General features: G+C 65.3%; 23 protein-coding genes, 1 tRNA gene and 2 pseudogenes. 17 read left to right on the forward strand and 9 right to left on the reverse strand.

Annotated elements, in window-relative coordinates; all coding sequences use genetic code 11:
* Positions 1-194: 194 nt before the first annotated feature.
* From adhP to ACZY0Y_RS00040, 8 genes and pseudogenes are all read left to right on the forward strand, one after another.
* Complete coding sequence (adhP, locus tag ACZY0Y_RS00005; RefSeq protein ID WP_463956508.1) at positions 195-1,205, forward strand: alcohol dehydrogenase AdhP; 1,011 nt, start codon at positions 195-197, stop codon at positions 1,203-1,205.
* 16 nt (positions 1,206-1,221) lie between these two features.
* Positions 1,222-1,629: a DUF779 domain-containing protein gene (locus ACZY0Y_RS00010; protein ID WP_463883955.1), complete on the forward strand. Its 408-nt coding sequence runs from the start codon at positions 1,222-1,224 to the stop codon at positions 1,627-1,629.
* 183 nt (positions 1,630-1,812) lie between these two features.
* Positions 1,813-3,411, forward strand: a complete 1,599-nt coding sequence (locus ACZY0Y_RS00015; protein WP_463956340.1) for an APC family permease — start codon at positions 1,813-1,815, stop codon at positions 3,409-3,411.
* 233 nt (positions 3,412-3,644) lie between these two features.
* Positions 3,645-4,475, forward strand: coding sequence for an ABC transporter substrate-binding protein (locus tag ACZY0Y_RS00020; protein ID WP_463956509.1), 831 nt, complete (start codon positions 3,645-3,647; stop codon positions 4,473-4,475).
* Positions 4,472-5,168: pseudogene (locus ACZY0Y_RS00025) on the forward strand (ABC transporter permease). The gene ACZY0Y_RS00020 and the pseudogene ACZY0Y_RS00025 overlap by 4 nt, the downstream one beginning before the upstream one ends.
* A complete protein-coding gene (locus tag ACZY0Y_RS00030; protein WP_463956341.1) occupies positions 5,165-5,557 on the forward strand; it encodes an ABC transporter permease family protein in 393 nt (130 codons plus the stop codon). Before ACZY0Y_RS00025 ends, ACZY0Y_RS00030 begins: the two are co-directional and overlap by 4 nt.
* 174 nt (positions 5,558-5,731) lie before the next feature.
* Positions 5,732-6,595, forward strand: a complete 864-nt coding sequence (locus ACZY0Y_RS00035) for an ABC transporter ATP-binding protein (RefSeq protein WP_463956510.1) — start codon at positions 5,732-5,734, stop codon at positions 6,593-6,595.
* Positions 6,596-6,719: 124 nt separating this feature from the next.
* The gene (locus tag ACZY0Y_RS00040) at positions 6,720-7,325 is read left to right on the forward strand and encodes a TetR/AcrR family transcriptional regulator (RefSeq protein ID WP_463956343.1); all 606 of its coding nucleotides are present in this window, start codon (positions 6,720-6,722) and stop codon (positions 7,323-7,325) included.
* Positions 7,326-7,376: 51 nt separating this feature from the next.
* Here the strand turns inward: ACZY0Y_RS00040 and ACZY0Y_RS00045 are convergent, their stop codons facing one another.
* From ACZY0Y_RS00045 to ACZY0Y_RS00055, 3 genes are all read right to left on the reverse strand, one after another.
* The gene (locus ACZY0Y_RS00045) at positions 7,377-8,027 is read right to left on the reverse strand and encodes a DUF2461 domain-containing protein (protein WP_463956344.1); all 651 of its coding nucleotides are present in this window, start codon (positions 8,025-8,027) and stop codon (positions 7,377-7,379) included.
* 139 nt (positions 8,028-8,166) lie between these two features.
* Positions 8,167-9,675: a catalase gene (locus ACZY0Y_RS00050; protein WP_463883945.1), complete on the reverse strand. Its 1,509-nt coding sequence runs from the start codon at positions 9,673-9,675 to the stop codon at positions 8,167-8,169.
* Entirely contained in the window at positions 9,675-10,166 is a 492-nt protein-coding gene (locus tag ACZY0Y_RS00055; protein ID WP_463956346.1) for a Fur family transcriptional regulator, read from the reverse strand. Before ACZY0Y_RS00055 ends, ACZY0Y_RS00050 begins: the two co-directional genes overlap by 1 nt.
* A gap of 126 nt (positions 10,167-10,292) precedes the next feature.
* On the opposite strand from ACZY0Y_RS00055, the gene ACZY0Y_RS00060 reads away from it, so the two are divergent.
* Both ACZY0Y_RS00060 and htpX read left to right on the forward strand, forming a co-directional pair.
* The gene (locus ACZY0Y_RS00060; protein ID WP_463956348.1) at positions 10,293-11,564 is read left to right on the forward strand and encodes an MFS transporter; all 1,272 of its coding nucleotides are present in this window, start codon (positions 10,293-10,295) and stop codon (positions 11,562-11,564) included.
* 51 nt (positions 11,565-11,615) lie between these two features.
* A pseudogene (gene htpX, locus ACZY0Y_RS00065) lies at positions 11,616-12,487 on the forward strand (zinc metalloprotease HtpX).
* A 147-nt stretch (positions 12,488-12,634) separates the two neighbouring features.
* Here the strand turns inward: htpX and ACZY0Y_RS00070 are convergent.
* Entirely contained in the window at positions 12,635-13,126 is a 492-nt protein-coding gene (locus ACZY0Y_RS00070) for a YajQ family cyclic di-GMP-binding protein (protein WP_463883937.1), read from the reverse strand.
* A gap of 197 nt (positions 13,127-13,323) precedes the next feature.
* Here ACZY0Y_RS00070 and ACZY0Y_RS00075 point away from each other — a divergent pair, with 197 nt between their 5' ends.
* From ACZY0Y_RS00075 to ACZY0Y_RS00095, 5 genes are all read left to right on the forward strand, one after another.
* Positions 13,324-13,578 carry a hypothetical protein gene (locus ACZY0Y_RS00075; RefSeq protein ID WP_463956349.1) on the forward strand — a complete coding sequence of 85 codons (255 nt, stop codon included), beginning with the start codon at positions 13,324-13,326 and terminating at the stop codon, positions 13,576-13,578.
* 150 nt (positions 13,579-13,728) lie between these two features.
* Positions 13,729-13,810 (forward strand) — tRNA-Tyr (locus ACZY0Y_RS00080).
* Between the two features lie 134 nt (positions 13,811-13,944).
* Positions 13,945-14,262, forward strand: a complete 318-nt coding sequence (locus ACZY0Y_RS00085) for an SRPBCC family protein (RefSeq protein ID WP_463956351.1) — start codon at positions 13,945-13,947, stop codon at positions 14,260-14,262.
* 355 nt (positions 14,263-14,617) lie between these two features.
* Positions 14,618-14,755, forward strand: a complete 138-nt coding sequence (locus ACZY0Y_RS00090) for a hypothetical protein (RefSeq protein WP_463883933.1) — start codon at positions 14,618-14,620, stop codon at positions 14,753-14,755.
* A 73-nt stretch (positions 14,756-14,828) separates the two neighbouring features.
* Positions 14,829-15,008 (forward strand): SHOCT domain-containing protein, encoded by a 180-nt coding sequence (locus ACZY0Y_RS00095; RefSeq protein ID WP_463956353.1) that lies wholly within the window; start codon positions 14,829-14,831, stop codon positions 15,006-15,008.
* 15 nt (positions 15,009-15,023) lie between these two features.
* Here the strand turns inward: ACZY0Y_RS00095 and ACZY0Y_RS00100 are convergent, their stop codons facing one another.
* Genes ACZY0Y_RS00100 through ACZY0Y_RS00110 form a run of 3 tightly spaced genes read right to left on the reverse strand, consistent with a single transcriptional unit; the run spans position 15,024 to position 16,186 of the window.
* Positions 15,024-15,521 (reverse strand): SRPBCC family protein, encoded by a 498-nt coding sequence (locus ACZY0Y_RS00100; RefSeq protein ID WP_463956354.1) that lies wholly within the window; start codon positions 15,519-15,521, stop codon positions 15,024-15,026.
* A gap of 13 nt (positions 15,522-15,534) precedes the next feature.
* The gene (locus ACZY0Y_RS00105) at positions 15,535-15,867 is read right to left on the reverse strand and encodes an ArsR/SmtB family transcription factor (RefSeq protein WP_463956356.1); all 333 of its coding nucleotides are present in this window, start codon (positions 15,865-15,867) and stop codon (positions 15,535-15,537) included.
* Between the two features lie 52 nt (positions 15,868-15,919).
* Positions 15,920-16,186: a hypothetical protein gene (locus tag ACZY0Y_RS00110; RefSeq protein ID WP_463883929.1), complete on the reverse strand. Its 267-nt coding sequence runs from the start codon at positions 16,184-16,186 to the stop codon at positions 15,920-15,922.
* 1,006 nt (positions 16,187-17,192) lie between these two features.
* Here ACZY0Y_RS00110 and ACZY0Y_RS00115 point away from each other — a divergent pair.
* Positions 17,193-17,369 carry a DUF1059 domain-containing protein gene (locus tag ACZY0Y_RS00115; protein ID WP_160664143.1) on the forward strand — a complete coding sequence of 59 codons (177 nt, stop codon included), beginning with the start codon at positions 17,193-17,195 and terminating at the stop codon, positions 17,367-17,369.
* Positions 17,366-18,520 (forward strand): EAL domain-containing protein, encoded by a 1,155-nt coding sequence (locus tag ACZY0Y_RS00120; RefSeq protein ID WP_463956357.1) that lies wholly within the window; start codon positions 17,366-17,368, stop codon positions 18,518-18,520. Before ACZY0Y_RS00115 ends, ACZY0Y_RS00120 begins: the two co-directional genes overlap by 4 nt.
* Here the strand turns inward: ACZY0Y_RS00120 and ACZY0Y_RS00125 are convergent.
* Both ACZY0Y_RS00125 and ACZY0Y_RS00130 read right to left on the reverse strand, forming a co-directional pair.
* Positions 18,492-18,965 (reverse strand): DUF1810 domain-containing protein, encoded by a 474-nt coding sequence (locus ACZY0Y_RS00125; RefSeq protein ID WP_463956359.1) that lies wholly within the window; start codon positions 18,963-18,965, stop codon positions 18,492-18,494. The two genes, ACZY0Y_RS00120 and ACZY0Y_RS00125, sit on opposite strands and share 29 nt — an antisense overlap.
* Positions 18,966-18,991: 26 nt before the next feature.
* Entirely contained in the window at positions 18,992-19,357 is a 366-nt protein-coding gene (locus ACZY0Y_RS00130; protein ID WP_463883926.1) for an ANTAR domain-containing protein, read from the reverse strand.
* Positions 19,358-19,397 lie beyond the last annotated feature (40 nt).

A 19,397-nucleotide genomic window follows, 5' to 3' on the forward strand; every position in this document is an offset into this window, starting at 1 on the left:
AACAAAAAAAAAAACAGCTTTGTCTTCTCAAAAACCCAACAAACCAGGGAAGGACGGCCCCGGCCTCCCCCCCCCCCGCCCGTACCACTTGTGCACCTGCGCGGAAGGACGCCGGCACGCTGCACACGCCCTCCAGCTACACCCAAGTTTGATGACGCAAGGATTTCGCTATGACGACGACAACGACGACGACAATGCAGGCCGCAGTAGTAACCGAATTCGGCAAGGACCTGCAGATCCAGACCCTCCCCGTTCCAGTGCCGGGCCGGGGCGAGGCCCTCGTGAAGGTACTTACCACGGGCGTCTGCCACACAGACCTCCACGCCGCGGAAGGCGACTGGCCGGTCAAGCCGACCCCGCCGTTCATCCCAGGCCATGAAGGCGTCGGGGAGGTCGTTGCCCTCGGCGAGGGCGTCACTGACCTGGCCGTCGGAGACCTCGTCGGGAATGCCTGGCTCTGGTCAGCCTGCGGCGATTGCCAGTACTGCCGGACCGGCTGGGAAACCCTCTGTGAAGCGCAGCAGAACGCCGGCTACAGCGTTGACGGCTCGTTTGGCGAGTACATGCTGGTGGACACGCGTTTCGCGGCCAGGATCCCGGCGGGCTCGGACCCCGTCGAGGTGGCCCCAGTACTTTGCGCCGGAGTGACCGTCTACAAGGGGCTCAAGATGACCGAGGCCCGGCCCGGCCAGTGGGTCGCGATCTCCGGCATCGGCGGGCTCGGCCACATCGCCGTCCAGTACGCGGTTGCCATGGGCCTGCGTGTTGCCGCGGTGGACATTGCTGACGACAAGCTGGCCCTGGCCAAGAAGCACGGTGCCGAGCTGACCGTTAATGCTTTGCATGAAGATCCCGCCGAAGTCATCCAGCGCGAAACCGGAGGTTGCCATGGAGTCCTGGTCACGGCAGTGCACCCGTCAGCATTCGGCCAGGCGATCGGGATGGCCCGCCGCGGCGGAACGATTGTGTTCAACGGCCTGCCGCCGGGTGACTTCCCGGCACCGATCTTTGAGATTGTGCTCAAGGGCCTGACCGTCCGCGGTTCCATCGTGGGAACGCGGCAGGACCTGGAGGAGGCCCTGGACTTCTACGCCCAGGGCAAGATCCACCCCACCGTCTCCACCCGGGAGCTCTCCGACGTGAATGCCGTGCTCGACGAAATGAAGCACGCCAGGATCGACGGCCGCGTTGTCATCAAGTACTGACAAAGAAAGGACTCTGATGCCCCAGACCAAGCTCGACGCCGCCGTGACCGTTCCCGGGGAGGACTTCTCCCGGGTGGCGCTCACCCCGGAGTCGGTGGAGCTGCTGCGCAAGATGTGGCTGCAGCACGGTCCGCTGATGTTCCATCAGTCCGGCGGCTGCTGCGACGGATCCTCGCCGATGTGCTACCCCGCCGGGGAGTTCATCACCGGGGACTCGGACGTGCAACTGGGCCTGTTCGACATTTCCGACGGGCTGCAGCCGCAGCCCATTGAGTTCTGGATGTCGAAGGAGCAGTTCAACTACTGGAGCCACACCCACCTGACCGTGGATGTTGTTCCCGGCCGGGGGAGCGGGTTCTCGGTGGAAGCGCCGGAAGGCAAGCGCTTCCTGATCCGGTCCAAGCTGATGGACTGGCCGGTCTAGCGGGTCTGGCCGAGTCTGGAGGGTTCAGAAGCGGGCAAATGGTTCACGAGCGGGCCGTGCAGGGCAACCTGCGCGGCCCGCTTTTCCCGTCTCACTATGTGGGACAAAAATAGCCGTCCAGTGGATGGACACTACTATGGATAGGTCTGTTTCCACCAAGCTACCGAGATTATGGACTTTGCTATGAACTTATTCCGGACCAAATCGATCGAGCAGTCCATGTCGGACGCCGAAGAACCCGGACGTAAGCTGAAGCGCTCGCTCAGCTCCTGGGACCTGATGATCATGGGCGTCGCCGTTGCTGTCGGCGCCGGCATCTTCTCGGTGGGCGCCAAGGCGGCAGCAAACTTCGCCGGCCCGGCCGTGACCCTTTCCTTCGCCATTGCCGCCGTCACGTGTGCCCTGGCCATCATGTGCTACGCGGAGTTCGCCACGGCCATTCCCGTTGCCGGCTCCGCCTACGTCTTCACCTACGCCACCATGGGCGAGTTGCTGGCCTGGATCATCGGCTGGAACCTCATCCTCGAGCTGTTCACCGCCGGCGCGGTGATCGCCAAGTACTGGGGCATCTACCTCAGCAAGGTGTTCGCGCTGATGGGCGTGGACATCCCGCCGTCGATCGCCCTGGGCGGTGTGGACCTGTACTGGGGTGCGTTCCTTATCGTCGCCGTGTTCACCGTGCTGCTGGTGCTGGGGACAAAGCTGTCCGCCCGCGTCGGCAACGTTTTCACGCTGATCAAGATCGCCGTCGTGCTCTTTGTGATCGTGGTGGGCTTCAGTTACGTGAAGTTCGAGAACTACGCCCCGTTCGTGCCCACCTCCGAGCCGACCGGCGGCACGGGCGTCGCCGACGTTATGAAGCAGTCCTTCTTCGGCTTCCTCACGGGCGCTGCCCCGGCGCAGTACGGCACGCTCGGCATCTTCGCCGGCGCCGCGCTGGTCTTCTTTGCCTTCATCGGCTTTGACGTTGTGGCCACCTCGGCCGAGGAGGTCAAGAACCCGCAGAAGACGCTGCCGCGCGGCATCTTCGGCGGCCTGGCCGTCGTCACGGTGCTCTACATCCTGGTGTCCCTCGCGCTGACCGGCATGGTCTCTTACACGAAGCTGGCCGAGGCCAAAAACCCCACCCTCACCACGGCATTCGAGGCCGTGGGCAACAATGATGCCGCCAAGGTCATTGCTTTCGGCTCGCTTGTCGGCCTGACCACCGTGATCATGGTGCTGCTGATGGGCCTCTCCCGCGTCGTGCTGGCCATGAGCCGCGACGGCCTGCTGCCCCGCTCACTGTCCAAGACCAGCACCATCCGTGCGACGCCGGTCCGGCTCCAGATCATCTGCGGTGCCGCCGTGGCGGTTGTCGCCGGCCTCACCAACGTGGACCTGCTCGAAGAAATGATCAACATCGGCACGCTGTCCGCGTTCGTGACGGTGAGCATCGGAGTCCTGGTGCTGCGCAAGAAGCGTCCGGACCTTAAGCCCGCCTTCCGGGTGCCGTTCGGCAAGGTGCTGCCGATTGTCTCCGCCGTCCTGTGCCTCTACCTCATGACCAACCTGGCCGTGGAGACCTGGATCTTCTTCGCCGTGTGGCTCGTGATCGGCGTGGTCATCTACTTCTCCTACGGCCAGCGGCACTCCCGCCTGAACGAGAAATTCGCCGAGGCAAAGGCTTCCGTCAATGGGCACGGCGACAAGCCCGCCGCCCAGGCTGGGTCCGGGGCCGCCCTACAGAACGGGGCCGCGGCGGAGGACGCCGGGCTCGACGCCACCCTCACCCGCTCCTAGCGAGCCCCAACAATTAACCCCAACGCGGGGTCACATATCGCCCATCCCGACCCCCGGGATGGGCGATATGTGACCCCGCGTTGGTGTTTGGGCCTACTCCGGCGACTTCTGCGGTAGAGGGCACATCCGGATGGCCCGTCTCATAGCTGTAACGATGGTCCGAATGTGGTTGACCTCACTCCCTCTTTAGATAAGACTAAATTTGAACTTATGTTCGAAGGGCGAACATTCCGATTGTCGACTGCGCCCCCATTTACCTCGGCGACAAGCAGGGCTTCTTCAAAGAAGAAGGTCTCCAGCTGGACATCCAGACGGCAACCGGCGGCGCGGCGATCGTTCCGGGCATTGTCAGCGGAAGTTTCGACTTCGCCTTCTCCAACCTGATCTCGGTCATGGTTGCCAAGGACAAGGGACTTGACCTGAAGTTCGTGGCCAATGGTGCGTCCACCACCGGCGAAAAAGGCAAGGACATCGGCGGCGTCGTCGTTCCTGCAGGGTCGGACATCAAGACCGCGAAAGACCTCGCCGGCAAGACCGTTTCCGTGAACAATCCTTCCAACATCGGCGACACCACCATCAAGTCGGTAGTCGAGAAGGACGGCGGGGACCCCAAAAGTGTGAAGTTCGTCGAGGTAGCATTCCCGGACGCCCCGGCGGCCTTGGCCAACAAGCAGGTTGACGCGGCGTGGATCCTCGAGCCCTTCCTTTCCACGGCCGTGGCCGAAGGCGGCAAGGTGGTTTCCTGGAACTTCGTGGAGATGAGCCCGGAGCTCGACATCGCCGGTTTCTTCACCAAGTCAGACACCATCAAGGGCAAGGCTGAGCTCACCCAGAAGTTCACCCGTGCCATGAACAAGTCGCTCGAATACGCGCAGCAGCACCCGCAGGAAGTCCGCGACATCGTGGGCACTTACACAAAGATCGACGCTGATGCCCGGGCCAAGATCGTGCTGCCGCGATACCGGGTCGAATTCAACCAGGATGCTTTCAAAACCCTCGGCGACGCAGCCGCCAAGTACGGCACGCTGACCAAAGCTCCGAACGCCGGCGAACTCCTCCCGTGAGTTCAACAACCCTGACCTCCGGTGGTGCCGCCCCGAGTACGGAGCGGCACCACCGGAAGGTGCGAAAAATACCAACAAAGCAGCTGCTCGGCCTCGCCGGGATCCTCGGCTTCCTGCTGACCTGGGAGATGATTCCCCGGCTGGGCATCATTGACCCGCGCTACCTGCCGCCAGCCAGCGAGGTCATTGCCGCACTGGTTGCTGACTTTGGACTCACGGCTTTCTGGGTTTCCGTGGGCGAAACAATGAAGGCCTGGTTCCTGGGTCTTCTGATCCCCGTGGTGGCGGCCGTGGTGCTGGGCTTCGTCATCGGCTCCAGCAACTTCCTGCGGAAGGCTACCAACTCCACCATCGAGTTCCTGCGCCCGATCCCGTCGGTCGCCCTGATCCCGCTTGCCGTGTTGCTTTTCGGCGTGAAGATCGAGTCCTCTTTGCTGCTGATCGTTTACGCGGCCTTCTGGCAGATCCGGAGCGGTGGCGCTGGTGCTGGCGATCACGGCCGAACTCGTGATCGGATCCCCGGGACTCGGCCGGGGAATCGCACTGGCCCAGTCCGGCGGCGCCATCTCCGGCATGTATGCCCTGGTTCTCGCCACCGGCCTGATCGGAGTCCTGATCAATATGCTGATGCGCTTTATCGAGAAGAAGACCCTGGCCTGGCACTCGTCGGTCCGCTCCGAGGTGATCGTATGAAAATTCTGAAGAATCTCGGCTACCTCCTGGGCCTGCCGGTGCTGCTGGTTCTGATCTGGTGGGCCGCCACCCTGGGGACGACCAACTTCTTCGTTCCCACCCCGGCGAACCTGGTCAAAACGTTCGGCGAGGTCTGGTTTGGCGAGCGTTTCTTCACGGACGTCCTGCCCAGTATCTGGCGGCTCGTGGTGGGCGTCGTCGCAGCGATCGTGATCGGCGTCGTCGGCGGAGTCCTGATCGGATCCATCCGGTGGCTCCGGGCGCTGCTGGAACCGACGCTGGAGTTCTTCCGCGCCATCCCGCCTCCGGTCCTGGTGCCGGTGCTGATGCTGCTCATGGGCATTACCGACTCCATGAAGGTCGTCGTTATCATTTCCGGCTGTCTCTGACCGGTGTTGTTGAACACGATCGAGGGTGTCCGCGCCGTCGACCCGGTGCTCTCCGATTCCACTCACACCTACGGCATCGACGGCTGGGCCCGCGTCCGGTACCTCGTGCTGCCGTCCGCCAGCCCCCAGATCATGGCCGGCGTCCGCCAGTCCATGTCCCTCGGGCTGATCCTGATGGTCATCTCCGAAATGTTCGCCTCGTCCTCCGTCCGCGGGCTGAAAAAGGTGTATCAGACCGACGGCGGCGACGTGGAGGCCGCACGGAACCTCACCTTCGACCTGCGCGCGGGCGAACTCGCCTGCCTGGTGGGGCCCTCCGGTTCCGGCAAGACCACGCTACTGAAGTGCATCTCCGGGTTAATGGCCCCGACCGAAGGCGAAGTGCTGCTGGACGGCAAGCGCGTGGTGGGTCCGCCCAAGAAGATGGCCGTGGTCTTCCAGGAATACGGACGCTCACTGTTTCCGTGGATGCGCGTCCGGGACAACGTGGAGCTGCCGCTGAAAAACCAGGGTGTCCCCAAGGCCGAACGCGACCGGCTCGTGGATGACGCCCTCGAGGCCGTGGGCCTGTCCCACGTCCCGCGGTCCTACCCCTGGCAGCTCTCGGGAGGCATGCAGCAGCGCGTGGCGATTGCCCGCGCCATCGCCTACCAGCCCGAGGTCCTGCTGATGGATGAGCCATTCGCGGCCGTCGACGCCCAGACCCGGGCCGACCTGGAGGACCTGATCCGCACCGTGTGGAAGAAGCTGGGCATCACTGTCCTCTTCGTCACGCACGACATCGACGAACCCGTGTACCTCGGCGAGCGGGTCATCATCCTCTCGAGCTCCCCGACAGTCGTGCAGGAAGACATCACCATTGACCTGCCCGCCGACCGCGACCAGCTGGAGACCCGTTCGCTGCCGCGCTTCACCGAACTGCGCCACCACGTCTACGAACAGATCCAGCTCGCTAAAAAGGGGCACCGCCCGGCTGCTGCGGGAGGGCCCGCAGCACGCCCGACGCCGGCAGCCGCCACGGACGCGGGCGTCGCCTAACAGCTAACGCCAGCAACAAAACACTCCGCCTCTGATCATCCATGGCGGGGTGTTCTTGTTGGAGGTTGCAACATCGATCAGACCTGTATCGCTGGCTGCCCGTTATGCTCCCTATGATGGAATCATGGCCCGCCCAGCACGACCTGAACGCAAGGCAGAGCTGCTGGCCGCCATTCTGGACTACCTGATGGACAAGACCCTCGCGGACCTCACCTTCCGGAGCCTGGCCGAGGGGCTGGGGGTCAGCAGCTACGTGCTCGTGTACCATTTTGGCCACCGCGAGGAGCTGGTGAACGAGATCATCCGCACCATCGAATCCCGGCTGGACAGCATCCGGGCCACGGATGTGAAAGACATCGACAGGGAAGCGTGGCGGGCATTCCTGCTGGAGTCGTGGCGTTGGACCATGGCGCAGCGCAACCGGCACTTGGCCAGGCTTGAGTTCGAGGCCACGGCGCAGGACATCGTGGCCGAGTCACCGCGGGGAACGGCGCAGGAGCATTTCAGGGTGCTGCATGAGAAAGCCCGTGACTGGCTCATGCTCCAGGGCATCCGGGAGGGATTCGCCGACATCGACGCCCGCCTCTTTACTGCCGCCTTTTACGGGCTGCAGTTCGACTTCGTGGTGAACAACCAGCCCGAGGAGGCCAGTGAGGCCTTCGACCTGATGCTGATGGTCTTCTTCGACAACCTGGACCGGCGCCTGGCCGCCGACGGCCAGCACATCTGACCCGCGCGCCTGACAGACGCATCTGGCGGGCCGGACCCAGGCCGCTCCCGGTCAAGGCGCGGCGTGGCGGCCGATCCAGTCGACCAGGGGCCTCAGCTCCTCCCACCGCCGGGCCACTTCAGCGGCCGCACCGGGGGTCGCGAGCCAGCCGGGTTGGCCCACGTTGACACCTGCGGTGAGGGACTTGTGCTTGAGGAGCTCCGCCCGGGAATGGTCCTTGTCGAAGCCGCGAGGAACCGTTTTGAGGCTGTCGCCCTCCACCGCAAAGCCGGCCGCCTCGATGGCTTCAACGATCCCCTGCAGGGCCTCGCCGCTGGCCGGTGCATCGACGGCGCTTCGATAACGTGTCAGCTGGGCAGGCGTATGGGTGTGGCAGCCGCCTCCGATGAGGAGGCCGTCGGCGCTGAGCTGGATGTAGAACCCCACACCCTCGGCAGTTGAGGCGAACGCGCCCTGGGCAGTCTTGTAGGGCGACTTGTCCAGTGAGAACCGGATGTCCCTGTTCGGCCGGAAGAGCTTGGCCGCACCGAAGGACGTTTCCAGCTCGGCAAGCAGCAGAGTCAGCGGCACCTTCACCGCGGAGTCGTAGGTTGCCTTGTGCTCCAGCCACCAGTCGCGGTTGTTGTTGCGTTCAAGGTCTGCATAGAACCGGAAGGCGGCATCCGGGATGCCTTCAAACGGGATGCCTTCAAATGTGTCCATAAAGGGATCGTAGGGACACCGCCTGCGTCCTGGCGAGCGGGTTCGGCGGCCATGTGGAAAAGCGCAAAACTCCCCGCCACGGGGATCCGTAGCGGGGAGTTTCAGCAAAGCGGGAAAGCGCGGGCAAGCGCGGGAAAGATCAGAACTTGTTGGCGGCCTCAGCGTCCGACTCGACCTGGCCTGCACCCAGGTTGGCCCGCAGCTTGGCGCCGAGTTCGGCGTCGACGTTGGTCCAGTACTGGATGGCGCGTTCCTTGACGGCGGCGTTCTTCACGCCGCCCACGGCACCGGTGATGGTGTCCAGGAAACGGGCCTTGGCTGCCTCGTCAAAGACGTCGCGGTACAGTGTGCCGGCCTGGCCGAAGTCGCTGTCCTCGGAGTGCAGGGTCGCTGCGGTGCGGACCAGGGCGCCGTCGAACTCCCAGGAACCTTCACCGGCGCGGGCCGGGTCGGCCACAGGGCCGCCGAAGGAGTTCGGGGCGTAGACAGGGGCCGTTGCCGGCTTGTAGCCGTGGCGCAGCGAGCCGTCCTGCGAGTAGTTGTTCACCGGCGAGACCGGGCGGTTGACTGGCAGCTCGTTGAAGTTGGTGCCGACGCGGTAGCGGTGTGCATCCGGGTAGGAGAACACGCGTGCCATCAGCATCTTGTCCGGCGAGATGTCGTGGCCCGGAACGACGTTCGCGGGAGACAGGGCGATCTGCTCGATCTCGGCGAAGAAGTTCTCCGGGTTGCGGTTCAGCTCGAAGCGGCCCACCTCGACCAGCGGGTAGTCCGCGTGCGGCCAGACCTTCGTCAGGTCGAACGGGTTGAAGCGGTAGGTCTTGGCGTCCTCGTACGGCATGACCTGGACGTGCAGGTCCCAGCTGGGGAAGTTGCCCTCGGCGATGGCCTCGTACAGGTCGCGGCGGTAGTAGTCGGCGTCGGCGCCGGCAAGCTGCTCAGCCTGTTCGTTGGTGATGTTGTGCTCGCCCTGGTTGGAGCGGAAGTGGTACTTGACCCAGAAGCGTTCGCCTGCGGCGTTCGTCCACAGGTACGTGTGGGAGGAGAAACCGTGCATCTCGCGCCAGGAGCGGGGCAAGCCGCGGTCACCCATGAGGTAGGTGACCTGGTGGGCGGATTCGGGGGAGAGCGTCCAGAAGTCCCACTGCATGTCGGCATCACGCAGACCGGAGCCCGGCAGGCGCTTCTGCGAGTGAATGAAGTCCGGGAACTTAATGCCGTCCTTGATGAAGAACACGGGGGTGTTGTTGCCCACGATGTCCAGGTTGCCCTCAGGGGTGTAGAAGCGGGTCGCGAAGCCGCGGACGTCGCGCCAGGTGTCCGGGGAGCCCTGCTCGCCGGCCACGGAGGAGAAGCGGATGGCCGTGCCAACCTGGGCGCCCGGCTGGAAGGCAGCCACGCGGGTGTAGCGGGACACGTCGCCGGTCACCGTGAAGGTGCCGAAGGCGCCACCACCCTTGGCGTGCACAATGCGCTCCGGGATCCGCTCGCGGTTGAACTGTGCGAGCTTCTCGACCAGGTAGCGGTCGTGCAGCGCGGTAGCCCCGTCGGCACCGGCGGTCAGCGAGTGCTCGTCGGACGCGACCGGCGCCCCGGTCTGGGTCGTGGTCGCGGTGTGCGGGATGGGCGCGGAAAGGTTCGCAGTCATCATTCTCCTTTGTTGATTACTTGCACTTCAGATGTGGCGGGAAGTTGTTGGGTGCGCTGGCAGTCCTGGCAGATGCCCTGGTACAGCACATCGGCGATCTGGATGGTCATCGGCTGGGAGTTCCCACCCCAGTGCGGCGTGAGGCAGGGGGCGTGGCCGACGGCGCATTCGACGTCCTCCACCCGGCCGCAGCTGATGCAGACGGCGTGGTGGTGGTTGTCGCCCACCCGCGTTTCATAGAGGGCGGGGGAGTGCGGGGGCTCGAAGCGGCGCAGCATCTGCAGGTCGGTCAGGTCGCCCAGGACCACGTAGACGGACTGTGCGGTCAGCTCGGGAAGCGCCTGGCGGGCGGCGGCGAGGATGTGCTCGGCGGGGGAATGCGGGTGATGCTCGACGGCGGTGAGCACAGCCAGCCGCTGTTTGGTCACCCGTCGGCCGTGGGCACGCAGGGCCGCGGCCCATGCTTCGTGGGTGCCCGTCGAATCCGTCATGCCACCATTCAAGCACCTATTATGATTCGATCATAATAAGGGCGGGCATGTTACGCGGGCTCACGTCACCCTGCGCGCGCCACTCACCTGGATCACCGGCCGCTCCGCCGCCGCTAGAGTGTCCGGGTGGGGAAATATCTGGCGGACATCACGCCCTTGCGCGAGAGTCCGGCGTTCCGCCGCCTGTGGCTGGGATCCGCCGTCGCCGCCCTGGGCAGCCAGTTGACTCTCGTTGCCGTGAGCCTGGAGGTCTACCGGCTCACCCAGGACAGCCTGTACGTCGGACTGCTGAGCATCTTCGCCCTCGTCCCGCTGGTTTTCGGCGGACTGCTCGGCGGCTCCATCGCCGATGCCCATGACCGCCGCAAGGTGGCCCTGCTCGCCTCCTCGGTGCTGTGGCTGACCACCGCCTGCCTTGCCTTGCAGGCCTGGCTGCAGCTGGGAAATGTCTGGCTGCTGTACGTCCTGATCGCGGTGCAGAGCGGCGCCCAGGCCATCAACCAGCCAGCCCGCAGCGCCATCATCCCGGTGCTGGTCCGCAGGGAGCTCCTGCCGGCCGCGAATGCACTGAGCATGATCAGTTTCGGCCTCACCCTGACGGCCGGGCCCCTGCTGGCCGGGCTTCTGGTGGCCACCGTCGGCTTCGCCTGGACCTACACGATCGACGTCGGCACCTTCGTCTTCGCCCTGTGGGCCCTGCTGATGCTGCCCGCCATGCCGCCCGGGGAACATGCGCGGCCGGCGGGACTGCGGTCCGTCGTCGAGGGCTTCCGCTTCCTGGGCACACGGCCCAACCTGCGGATGACCTTCATTATCGACCTCGTCGCCATGATCTTCGCCCAGCCCCGGGCGCTCCTGCCGGCGATTGGTGCCGTGATGATCGGCGGCGGTGAAACAACCGTGGGGATCCTGCTGGCCTCCACCGCTGTCGGCGCGTTCCTGGCCGGCCTCTTCTCCGGGCCGCTGGGGGCGGTGCGACGGCAGGGGACCGCCGTCGTCTGGTCCGTGATGGGCTGGGGCGCCTCCATTGCCGGCTTCGGCCTCGTCGTCGTCCTCGCCGGGAACGCCGGCGCCGGCGGCGTGACGTGGTGGCTGCTGCCCGCGGCCCTGTGCTGCGGGCTGGCCGGAATCGCCGACTCCGTCAGCGCTGTCTTCCGCACCACCATCCTGCAGGCCTCGGCGCCGGACCACCTCCGCGGCCGGTTGCAGGGCGTGTTCATTGTGGTGGTGGCGGGCGGCCCCAGGGTGGGGGACATGCTGGCGGGCGGTGGGACTAAGATTCTGAGTGAAGGCTGGGTCCTGCTTCTGGGCGGTCTGTTGTGCATCGCGGTGGCCTGGAGCGTGGCGCACTGGCAGTCGGGCTTCCTGGAGTATGACGCGCGGCACCCCGTGCCCTAGCGGGACGTTTTTCTTGTGTGGGTCGATATTGGGACGACTTCTGGAGGAACAGTGCATCAGCATCACAACGGACTGAAGACCGCCGCGCTGTTCGGCGTGCTGTGGGCGGTGCTGCTGGGCCTTGGCGCGCTCATGGCTTCGAGTATGCGCAGTGCCGCACCGATCTGGATCATGGCCCTGATCGGCGTCGCCACGACGGCGTACGGCTACTGGAACAGTGACAAAATCGCCATCCGGTCCATGCAGGCCTATCCCGTGACGGAGGCCGAGGCGCCCCAGCTCCACCAGATTGTCCGGGAACTCTCCGCCGCGGCGCAGCAGCCGATGCCCCGGATCTACCTCTCGCCGACGATGGCCCCGAACGCCTTCGCGACCGGACGGAACCCGCAAACCGCGGCGGTGTGCTGCACCGAAGGCATCCTGCGGCTGCTCGACGCCCGGGAACTCCGCGGCGTGCTGGGCCACGAGCTGATGCACGTGTACAACCGGGACATCCTGACCGCCTCGGTGGCTGCCGCCGTCGCCGGGGTCATCACCTCGGTGGCGCAGATGTTCCTGATTTTCGGCGGCGGGGGGACCGGCGCAACGCCAACCCGATCGCCGCGATCGCCATGGCCCTCCTCGCACCGTTTGCTGCCTCGCTGATCCAGATGGCCATCTCCCGCACCAGGGAGTTCGACGCCGACGAGGACGGTTCCAAGCTCACGGGAGATCCGCTGGCGCTCGCCTCCGCCTTGCGCAAGATTGAGCAGGGCGTGCAGCTGGCGCCGCTGCCACAGGACCAGCGGTTGGTCAACGCCTCTCACCTGATGATCGCGAACCCGTTCCGCGCCGGCGGGGTCGCGAAAATGTTCTCGACGCACCCGCCGATGAGCGAACGGATCGGCCGGCTCGAGCGGATGGCCGGCCGGCAGCTGGGCTAGTCCGCTGGCCCCGGGGCTGGCGACGCGCAAAAGTCCTGGCGACGCGCCTGCGGACTCGTGACACGCGGAAGGGCTGTCGACCCGGGAATACCCGGTGCGACAGCCCGTTTGCGCAGCGTGAGGAAATCTGCGCCGCGGAGAGAGAGCCTAGCTGCGGAAGTTCACGAACTGCAGGTCGGCCTCGTCAAAGTCCTTCAGCAGCGCCATGACGGCCTGCAGGTCATCGCGGGACTTGGACGAGACACGGAGTTCGTCGCCCTGGATCTGGGACTTGACGCCTTTGGGCCCCTCATCCCGGATCAGCTTGTTGATCTTCTTGGCCAGGTCCTGCTCGATGCCCTCCTTGATGGTGGCCTCGAGGCGGAACTCCTTGCCGGACGCGTAGGGCTCGCCGGTGTCCAGGGACTTCAGCGAGATGCCGCGGCGGATCAGCTTGGACTGGAGCACGTCCAGGACGGCCAGAACACGCTCTTCGGAGTTGGCCTTCATGAGGATTTTCTCGCCACTGAAATCGACCTCGGCCCCGACGCCCTTGAAGTCGTAGCGCTGGACCAGTTCCTTCTGCGCCTGGTTCAGCGCGTTGGCGACTTCCTGCTTGTCGACCTTGCTGACGACGTCGAACGTCGATTCGCCTGCCATAACTGTCCTCCTGGTGGTTGGGGGGCCCGGTGACGGGCTGAAGCATCTGCCATCCAGCCTAATACGGATGCCCCCGATATGAAGGCCGGCGGGGCATTGTCCCGTTCACAGTCCGCTCAAAGCTGGGTCAGGGCGGGAACGAAGTTTCGCACGGCACAGTTGCATGAGTTGGAAGAGTCGCTCGAAAGGTACAGCTCATGCAGAACCAGGCCGTCCGGTACGTCATCCGCTCCACCGTAGCTGCCGCCGGTGGCATTGCCGCAGCCGCGACGTCGGTGGCGGCGGCAACACTGGCAGCCTCGATCATCTTCAGCCCGGCTGCGGATGCCTCCTCGAGGCTCGACGGCGTCCATGCGGACCTGGCCCGTGCCGTCCAGCTGAACCAGGTCACGGCGGAGCAGGCCGCGAAGTTCGAGTCCAAACTCGCTGGCCGGATCCTCGGGGAGGCCTGAGTTTCCGGGCTTTTCAGGGCCACAACGCACCGATTCGATTCTTCGGCGGAAGTTCTGTAAAGTTGTCTTGCCCGCGGTTACTGGAAGCGGAACGGACTGGAAACAGGCGTTCTGAACACGGAGGCCGCGAGTGATCTTCTTTTGAAGTTCGGCAGATTACCCGAGCGGCCAAAGGGGGCTGACTGTAAATCAGCTGGCAACGCCTACGGGGGTTCGAATCCCTCATCTGCCACCCTTGGAAAAGCCTCCGGAACCAACAGGTTCCGGAGGCTTTTTCTTTGCCCTGCGGGGGTGGGGCTGCCCGCGGGCTTCAGGAGCACGCCGTCGCGCATCGAAAGTCTTCGCGCTTCGGCGTGACCTTCTCCCATGTTGAGGTCTGCGTGCGCTGTCTACTGTGCGAGGCATAGACCCGCTCACAGCGGCGGACTTCGCGAAGGAACCATCGAGTTCACCAGGGTCGTCCCCAGCCAGCGCATCCTCGCGAAGTCCTCTGCCGGCCCGACCTTCACATTCACGTGCGAGGCCAACGGCGGCGGAACAAAGCTGACGGTCGACGCCGAGTGGCACCTTCCGGTCCCGCTGGTCGGCCCGCCGGTCGAGGCGCTGATCATGAATCGGAGCGAGAAAGACGGCGAGGCGATGCTGGCAGGCATCAAAGCCCAGGTGGAGGGAACCGCGGCGTGACTGGAGGGGCCATCAGGCACCCTGCCACGAGTCCGGCGTCGTAAGCGTTGCCCCTGTGGGCTCAGCCGAAAGGGATGATGCGGCGACCGCGCGTTGGCGCTGTAGTGGTCTCAAGATCCCCTTGACGACAGAAGCGGACTGACCCGCGGCCCGCTGGCGCCCTGCCTCGGGTATCACCCCACGCGGGTGGTGACCGCCCGGCACGCGACGTCCACACCTAAACGAACGCGCCGGACAGCGCGCTCGAATCTGAATGGAGGAAAGCCAGTGACAACCACACCGGAGACCGAGGCCCACGGGCCGGTCGACTTTGTGCTCCTCGAGTTCCCCATGGCAGGACTGACCGGACGGGCGAGTGAAGAACTCGTACGGCTCGTCGAGGGACGAGGACGGTGCGGTCGAGGTGCTTGAACTCACCGACCCTGGTGGTCCTGCGGAGGCGTTCTCGTACTTCGACGGGGTGCGAGCACGCGGATCCCTGCGCCGGACGTGATGGCAGCACTCGAAGCCCTCGACGCCAGGACGCCGCGACCGCGGCGAAGCAGCAGCGGGCCTACGACCAACAAATGGGCCAGCAGCAGCAGGCTGCGTACCAGCAGCCGCCGCCGCCCCCGCCTCCGGCTGCCGCCGGCGGAATCTCCAACGACGCCATCGAGCAGCTCAAAGAGCTCGCGGCGTTGAAGGAGCAGGGGATTCTCACCGAGCAGGAGTTCGGAGCCCAGAAGGCGAAGATCCTCGGCGGATAGTGCCGCCGGAGCCCGTCAGCCGACTTTGGAGCCGGCGAGGATGGCGTCGATCTGGCCGAGGGCCTGCTTCATGCCCTCTTCCATGCCCATGGCGAGAACCTGTTCCAACGCCTCTGCGGAGTCAAAGGTCGACACAATGGTCATCCGGGTGCGGTTCTCGACTGCCTCAAGCCTCATCACGGCATGGCTCGTGCCCAGGTCGGGGTTCGGATCGCCGTTCTCGTCGGCAAAACCGTCGTCGAACTCCAGGTGGTGCGGAGCCTCGATGGCCGTGAACCGCCACCAGCCCCGGCTCTTCTCGCCGTCGGGCCCGGTCATGAAGTAGCTGGCCTTACCTCCGGACACGAAGTCGTGGCTTTCAAAGGTTGCGGGCCAGGTGGGCGGACCCCACCAGCGCTCCAGTTGGCGGGGGTCTTCCCAGACCTGCCACACGCGATCGACGCCGGCATCGAACTCGGCGACGACGGTGAAGCTCAGGGCTTCGGCATTCTTGTGCGAACTGATAACGGTCATGACGGAATTCTTCCTATCCCTCGGCGAGAATGTCGGCGATCCGGTCGGCCCGCTGCCGCCAGATCGTTTCGTACTCATCGAGCAGCCGTCGGGCCCTTTGCAGGCCTTCGTGGTGGGCCCGCACGATCTGCTCCCGTCCGCGCTTTTCCTTCGTAATGAGGGAGGCGCGCTCCAACACCGCCACGTGTTTCTGCACGGCGGCGAAACTCATGGCGTAGTGCCCCGCCAGCCTTGACACTGAATACTCGCCGGCGGTCACGCGGCTGACGATGTCCCGGCGCGTCGCATCGGCGAACGCCTGGAACAGGCGGTCAAGGTCGGCATCCCGGAGCTCATCTACAACCATTTGGTTGTAGAATAATCCGCCCGATCCGCGGTGTCAATGGGTGCCGGGGCGGCTATTTGGCCATCCCGGGGTGCACCGCGACGAACTCGATCTTGTTCGCAGGCTGGACCGTCCTTTTCGGTGCCCGGGAGTACCCCCTGGCATCCAGGTGGTTCTCCGCCCGGAAGACGGCTAGGGCATCGTCATAGATCGCGTTGAGTTGCTGCCCGGAAAACTCCTCCGACGAGCCATCGGTGAACGTGACGGAAATGATGGTGCTGCCCGGAAAGTGCCGCTTCATGCGGATGAAGCCTTCGGCGTCCTGCTGGAGATTGATCAATGCGGTCCTGCCTTCGTGATCGTGGACTTCCAGTCTCCCGTACCTTCTTCGGAACGTCCGCACGCCGCAGCCTGGCTGCCCCTCATAGAGGCGGAAGGCCCCTCATTGAGGAGCCTTCCGTTGACTGTCGGGTCATACCTTCTCGCGGGTCCGGTCAGCTGTCGCCGGCTCCTCGACCGTGAATGCCCTGCTGCGGCGGGGGAACGCCCAAAACTTGAAGTCAGGGGCTTCCGCCCGGGGCTCCGGGCGCGGCTCAGTTTCCTTTGATTCATCCTTCTTGATGTCCCGCCGGAAATCCCTGTCGTACGGATAGCACATCACTTACCTCCTTAAACGTGAGCGCCCTTTAATCGTCCTCCGCATCGATCCCTGCGTCGATACCCTGTTTCCGGATCCGCCGAATGGTCCGGGATGCCCTTCGGCCCCGGCCGGAGTTCCGGTTTACTGAACCATGAGACACACACTGGAGGGGGAACCATGATGTCCAAGGGAACATGGCAAATTGCAGCAGGGGGCGTTGCCCTGGCTGCCACCATCTTTGTCCTGCCGACGCCGCTGTTCCACGTTGCTTCCGGCAACGCCGATGCGGGGGCTGTGGGTCTTTTTGTTTTGGGACTGGCGCTGCTGGCGGGCCGGCCTCGGATCGCTCGGCTTCGGACTGTACCGACGCTCCCGCGACCTGAAAACCGCGCGGAGCTACGCCACCAGGGAGCCGTCCTCGTTGGATGAGGACCGGCCAGTCAACCCGTATGGGATCCCCAGGTCGTACGGCGCCGCGCCCCCGCTGACCTGAGGCGATCGCCCGGCCTGCCAGGGAGATGTTCGGCCCGGACCCATCCCTTGGCTGACGGACAACGAAGTCTCCTTCGGGAGGCCGCCGCGGCACGTGGTCCTACGCGGCCGTCCGGCAGCCAAAACACCTGGCGGTCTCGGGGCGGATATCGCTTCCTCCTTGTGCGCAAGGCAGTAGGGTGGTGCAGTTCGCCGTCGAATATAAGGAGCCTTAGTGAAATCGTTTGCGTGTGGAGATGTAGTGCCCGGATGCGAAGCCCGATGGGTTTGCAGCACGGAAGATGAAATCCTGGTCAACGTCGCCGCGCACGCCGCGTCCACGCATGGGCTGGTGGAACTGCCGGCCGAACTCGTCCAGTCGGTCCACAAAGCAATCAGTCCGGTGAGTTGAGCAGTACCGCGGCAGGCGGGCCGTCTCCCGCTGCCGGTGCAGCCAGGGGGCCGGACTGGGGTGAGCTCCTGGCGGCCGCCTGCCGCGGAGAAGGCCTGGCCTCGGCTTACCAGCCCATCGTCGACACGTCACGTGGCACGGTGGTGGGCTATGAAGCGCTCGCACGTTTCCCCGGCTTCGCCGAAAAGAACCCCGAGGTGTGGTTTTCTGCTGCCCGTGCCCACGGCAGATCCGCGGAGCTGGAGTCTGCGGCGCTGCGGACGGCGCTCGCGGCCCGTTCCTCGCTGCCCACAAACTGCTTCCTGACCGTCAACGTCTCGCCCGAACTGCTGAGCACCGAGGAGATCCGGAGCGTCTGGCGGGACGAGGGAAACCTGGGCGGCCTCGTCGTCGAGCTCACCGAGCAGACCCCCATCGACTCCTACGTGGGGCTGGAACCGGACCTCAACCAGCTGCGCGCGGCCGGCGCGTTGATCGCCGTCGACGACGCCGGTGCCGGCTACGCGGGATTGCGGCACCTGCTGGCGTTGCGACCCTCGCTGATCAAGATCGACCGTGAACTGGTCCAGGATATCGACCGGGATGAGGCCAAGCGTGCCCTGATCGAGATGCTTGGCACCTTTGCCGGCCGGGTGGATGCGTGGATCCTGGCCGAGGGTGTGGAACGGCTGGAGGAACTCGATGCGCTGGTTTCCCTGGGCGTGCCGCTGGTGCAGGGGTATTGCCTGGCCCGGCCGGCGCCGGCGTGGGCGGGCATCGATCTGGATTTGGCCCACCGCCTCGCCTCGAAGCCGCCGGTGACCCACAAGGCCGTGGTTCGCGATGTCCTCGAATCCGCGACGACAGCCGCGACTGCCGCGCTCGCCGCGGAGGCCTTCGCCGGGAACCCCGGGCTTCAGTCGGTGGTACTGATCGGCGACCACCTGCGGCCGGTCTCGGTGCTGGACCCGGTGGCGGCCGGGTTGGGCGTGGTGAGCCCCGGGATGCGCGTGAATCTGGACACCCCCCTGAACGAGGCGCTGGCCCGGTCCATGACGCGGACCGCCGCCAGCCGGTTTGAGCCCCTTTTGGTGACGGATAACGCCGGGCGGTACGCCGGCGTCGCGCGCATGGAACGGATGATTACTGCGCTGGCGGTGCCGGGGGAGTAGCTGGGTCCGCCTGGCCGCTGCCAAGGAGCCGGTCGGTGGCCGCGTCGGGCAGCCCGTCGAAGTATTTCGCCAGGACCTCCTGGAAGACACCCGCCCGGGGGTCGGCCCGGAGGAAGAGGGTCATCGAGGAGTGCAGTTTCCGCTCATCGATGCCGCCGAAGATCTGCCCCGCCGTGCGCCCTTCGAGACCGGCCACAGCCCTGGCGCATTCGACCAGCCGAGGACCGAGTGCGGGGTGCAGCAGATAGGCCTGCGCCTCATCCAGCGAGGTCACGGCATACTTCCGGGCCGTCGGGCTCTGCCCGAGCCCGGCGATCTGCGGAAAAACAAACCACATCCAGTGGCTGCGCTTGGAACCGCCGTGGAGCTCGTCGAGGGCGTGCCGGAAGGTTCCGCCCGAGTCCTGGGCCGTGACGAACCGTTCCAGATCGTAGGGATCTTCCACTGTGTCCTCCCTGGTCCCGCGTGACATCAGTCCTCGAATCGTGCCGTGATGTCGGTATCGCCGGCGATGGACGCCACGACTGCTGCTGCGACGTCGCGGATCTTCATGTTCCTGTTGTTGGAGGTATTCCGGAGGATCTTGAAGGCGGCTTCGCGCCCGCACCGGTTCTGGGCCATGATCGCCCCGATGGCAAGGTCGATGATGGTCCGGGACTGCATGGCGGCGGCGATGTCGTCCCGGGATTCCCGGAGCTGGGAGATCCTCAAGGCCAGAAGCAGTGCCCGCGAGGCGTCGGCGCCGAACCGCCGCGCCTGCTCCATGTCGTCCGGGGAAAATGCCGCGCTCCGCGCCGAGTAGAGACTGACGACGGCGGAGTTCTCACCGTCGAGCACCAGGGGGACCTTGAGGGTGCTGGCGGACCCCTCTCCGGTG

This window comes from Pseudarthrobacter kochi (assembly GCF_055412805.1).

Excerpts from the sequence above, each read along its gene's own strand:
- adhP (WP_463956508.1), top strand. The coding sequence starts at position 195 with ATGCAGGCCGCAGTAGTAACCGAATTCGGCAAGGACCTGCAGATCCAG.
- ACZY0Y_RS00010 (WP_463883955.1), top strand. The coding sequence starts at position 1,222 with ATGCCCCAGACCAAGCTCGACGCCGCCGTGACCGTTCCCGGGGAGGAC.
- ACZY0Y_RS00015 (WP_463956340.1), top strand. The coding sequence starts at position 1,813 with ATGAACTTATTCCGGACCAAATCGATCGAGCAGTCCATGTCGGACGCC.
- ACZY0Y_RS00030 (WP_463956341.1), top strand. The coding sequence starts at position 5,165 with ATGAAAATTCTGAAGAATCTCGGCTACCTCCTGGGCCTGCCGGTGCTG.
- ACZY0Y_RS00035 (WP_463956510.1), top strand. The coding sequence starts at position 5,732 with ATGGTCATCTCCGAAATGTTCGCCTCGTCCTCCGTCCGCGGGCTGAAA.
- ACZY0Y_RS00040 (WP_463956343.1), top strand. The coding sequence starts at position 6,720 with ATGGCCCGCCCAGCACGACCTGAACGCAAGGCAGAGCTGCTGGCCGCC.
- ACZY0Y_RS00045 (WP_463956344.1), bottom strand. The coding sequence starts at position 8,027 with ATGGACACATTTGAAGGCATCCCGTTTGAAGGCATCCCGGATGCCGCC.
- ACZY0Y_RS00050 (WP_463883945.1), bottom strand. The coding sequence starts at position 9,675 with ATGACTGCGAACCTTTCCGCGCCCATCCCGCACACCGCGACCACGACC.
- ACZY0Y_RS00055 (WP_463956346.1), bottom strand. The coding sequence starts at position 10,166 with ATGACGGATTCGACGGGCACCCACGAAGCATGGGCCGCGGCCCTGCGT.
- ACZY0Y_RS00070 (WP_463883937.1), bottom strand. The coding sequence starts at position 13,126 with ATGGCAGGCGAATCGACGTTCGACGTCGTCAGCAAGGTCGACAAGCAG.
- ACZY0Y_RS00075 (WP_463956349.1), top strand. The coding sequence starts at position 13,324 with ATGCAGAACCAGGCCGTCCGGTACGTCATCCGCTCCACCGTAGCTGCC.
- ACZY0Y_RS00085 (WP_463956351.1), top strand. The coding sequence starts at position 13,945 with ATGTTGAGGTCTGCGTGCGCTGTCTACTGTGCGAGGCATAGACCCGCT.
- ACZY0Y_RS00095 (WP_463956353.1), top strand. The coding sequence starts at position 14,829 with ATGGGCCAGCAGCAGCAGGCTGCGTACCAGCAGCCGCCGCCGCCCCCG.
- ACZY0Y_RS00100 (WP_463956354.1), bottom strand. The coding sequence starts at position 15,521 with ATGACCGTTATCAGTTCGCACAAGAATGCCGAAGCCCTGAGCTTCACC.
- ACZY0Y_RS00105 (WP_463956356.1), bottom strand. The coding sequence starts at position 15,867 with ATGGTTGTAGATGAGCTCCGGGATGCCGACCTTGACCGCCTGTTCCAG.